The organism is Streptomyces sp. NPDC054840 (genome assembly GCF_053611065.1).
Genome location: NZ_JBSGZP010000828.1, coordinates 1 through 2,819, shown reverse-complemented (window position 1 = coordinate 2,819; position 2,819 = coordinate 1). Strand labels below are relative to the sequence as shown.

Here is a 2,819-nt window from a genome sequence, read left to right as displayed (position 1 = left end):
GCCGCTGCCGTCCGACCGCGGTGCGCGGGGCGGGCCCGGCTCTCGGCCTTCGCCCGGCTGTGCCGCCCGGTCGGGGCGTTCGGCGGGAGGACCGGGATGGCGCCCTGCGGGCGGAGACTGCGCCGCGTGAGGCGGGACGGCCGGCTGCGGATTCCGTCCCGTCCCGCCGGCCCGGACGGCGGCGCCGGCCGGTGGTTCGCCCGGTTCCGGGCCGGTCCGGCAGGCCGTGGTGATGTCCGGCCAGGACCGGGGTTCGTCGGCTGCCGAGCGGGGTGGGAGTGCCGCCAGGTCGTCGAGGAGGCGGGAGGCCAGCGCGCGCAGTTCCGGTGGGGCCGGGGTGAGGGAGGCCCCGGCGCGTTCGGGGGCGGGGCGGCCGCCCGCCGCGAGCCAGGCGTGAAGGGCGGCGGCCGGGTCGCGGCCGTCCTCGGCGGCCTGGCGCAGCTCGTGCCCGACGAGGTCCTCGGGCTGGGCCCAGGTCAGCCGGACGGTGGTCATCGGGGGTCCGCGATCGCGGTGAAGGCCGACTCGTGGGCCCGACGGCGGGAACGGTCGAGCGCGAAGATCTCCCGGGCCACCGCGGCCAGCGCCTCGGCCGGGGCGTGCAGGTCGAGGCGGCTGGCCTCGGCGACCTGCTTGGCCCAGGCGGCCGGGACCACGGCCTCGCCGCCCAGGGCCCCGGCGATCGCCCCCGCCATGGTGGCGATGGAGTCGCAGTCCCGGCCGTAGTTGACCGCCCCGAGCACGGCCGTCTCGTACCGTCCGTCCGCGACGAGCAGCATGCCCAGTGCGATCGGAAGTTCCTCGATCGCGTGGAGGCGGGACGGACGGCGGGCGTCCAGGGAAGGGGCGCGGTAGTCCGGGCCGACCGAGTCGTACGGGGCGACCGCCGCCCGCAGCGGGGCCAGCGCCGACTCGAAGTCGCGGTGACGCACCGCCGCTTCCCGGACGGCGGCGATCGCGGCGCGCGTGCCGTCCTTGGCCAGGGACAGGGCCGTGTCCACCACCGAGGCGGCCGTCGCCCCCGGCACGCACGCGGCCGCCACCGCCGCCGCGAACACGCCCGCCGCCTCCCGTCCGTACGAGGACTGGTGGGCGCCGGCGATGTCCAGCGCCTCCGCGTACGCGCCCGCCGGATTGCCCGCGTTGGCGATGCCCGCCGGCGCCATGTACATCGCCGCGCCGCAGTTGACGATGTTGCCGCTGCCGGCTTCGCGGGGGTCGACGTGCGCGTAGTGCAGCCGGGTCACGATCCACTTCTCGGCGAGGAAGATCCGCTGGAGCGGGAGGGCCTCGGCTTCGAGTTCGGGGATCCAGCGCGGGTTGGTCATCAGGTCCGGGACCAGGTGCTCGGCGACCGCGTAGGCGTCGAGGTGGTCGCGCACCGCCTCGTACACCCGGACCAGCGCGTGCGTCATCAGGGTGTCGTCCGTGACGTGCCCGTCGCCCTTGTGGTACGGCGCGATGGGGCGGGCCGTACGCCAGTCCTCGTGCCAGGGGCCGACGATGCCGTGCACCCGCCCGCCGTGCCGTTCCACGATCTGGTCCGGGGTCCAGCCCTCCACCGGGCCGCCGAGCGCGTCGCCGACGGCGGCTCCGACGAGAGCGCCGCGGGCCCGGTCCTCCAACGTGAGCGTCATGTCCGAATCATCCCTTGGGTGAGGTGAGTTCCGTGGCCGCGAGGAGCGCGGCGAGTTCCACGAGGTCGGTGCCGGCGAGGCGGGGGAGCGCGCAGCCGGAGAGGGTGCGGCAGGCCTCGCGCCAGGCGGCGGGGATCGAGTCGCCGCCGCCGAGGACGCCGGTCAGGGCGCCGGCCAGGGCAGGGGCGGAGTCGGCGACACGGGACAGGCAGGCGGCGGCCGGGACGGCCTCGGTCATCCTGCCGCGGGCGGCGGTGGCGAGGGCGAGGGCCACGGGGACGGTCTCGGCGGCGGCGATCCCGTAGCTGTAGACGTGGTCGACGATCTCGTGTTCGAGGGTGGGGACGATGGCGAAGGCGCCGCCGCCCTTGTGGGTACGGGCGAGGAGGACGGCGTGCCGGGCGTTGCGGCCGATCTCGGTGGCCTCGGGGAGCTGCTGGAGGGCGGCGTCCACGGCGGCGTCGACGTCGGAGCCGGTGAGGGCGGTGGCGATGGCGGCGGCCATGGCGCGGGCGCCGTGCACCCCGTCGCCGTCCTGGGTGTAGCGGGCGTCGAACTCGGCGAGGTCGGCCGCCGCGCGGGCGTCGCCGGGATGCACGACGGCGAGGACGCAGGCGCGGATGCAGGCGGCGTCGTCGAAGTAGTGCGGGTTGTCGTGCCCGGTCGCGGGCGGGCGCAGGCCGGCGGCGAGATTGCCGAGGCCTGCGCGGACGGAGATCCGGGCGCGGAGGGGGAGGACGGCGGACTCGACCTCGGGCGCGCGTTCCGCCGCCGCGGCGACCTCGGAGGCGAGGGCGTTCCACGCGAGGTCGATGGCCGCGCGCATCCTCCTCGACCTGCTGAGGTCGCTGAGCAGGACGCCGGCGGCGGTGAGCACGGACTCGGCGACGAAGGCGGCCCATTCGGCGTCGTCGGAGGGGCCGAGGCGCAGGGGTTCGGGGGGCTGGTTGAGGGCGATGGGGACGGGGAGGGTGGTGGTGGCGTTCTGCTCGGCGAAGGTGTCGAGCTCGCGGGTCAGGCGGCGGGTCCACTCGGGCATCCTGCTGGCGCGGTGGCGGGCGGCGGGCCAGCCGGCCGCGTCGCCTGCGGCGAGCCCGAGGAGGAGGCCCTCGATCGGACGGGCCGGGACCCCCCCGGGGAGCTCGTCGGGATGTTCCGGGGTCCGGACCCGGGCCGCGGCCC

Annotated in this window: 2 protein-coding genes and 1 pseudogene; all 3 read right to left on the bottom strand. The window is 77.0% G+C overall.

Features of this window, described 5'->3' with window-relative positions:
• Positions 1–495 (bottom strand): annotated as a pseudogene (locus ACWGIU_RS34670) (ADP-ribosylglycohydrolase family protein); the annotation flags it as partial.
• Entirely contained in the window at positions 492–1,637 is a 1,146-nt protein-coding gene (locus tag ACWGIU_RS34665; protein ID WP_453712075.1) for an ADP-ribosylglycohydrolase family protein, read from the bottom strand. The gene ACWGIU_RS34665 and the pseudogene ACWGIU_RS34670, both read right to left, overlap by 4 nt.
• 7 nt (positions 1,638–1,644) lie before the next feature.
• Positions 1,645–2,819 (bottom strand): ADP-ribosylglycohydrolase family protein (locus ACWGIU_RS34660; RefSeq protein ID WP_453712074.1); only part of this gene is annotated, 1,175 nt, incomplete at its 5' end.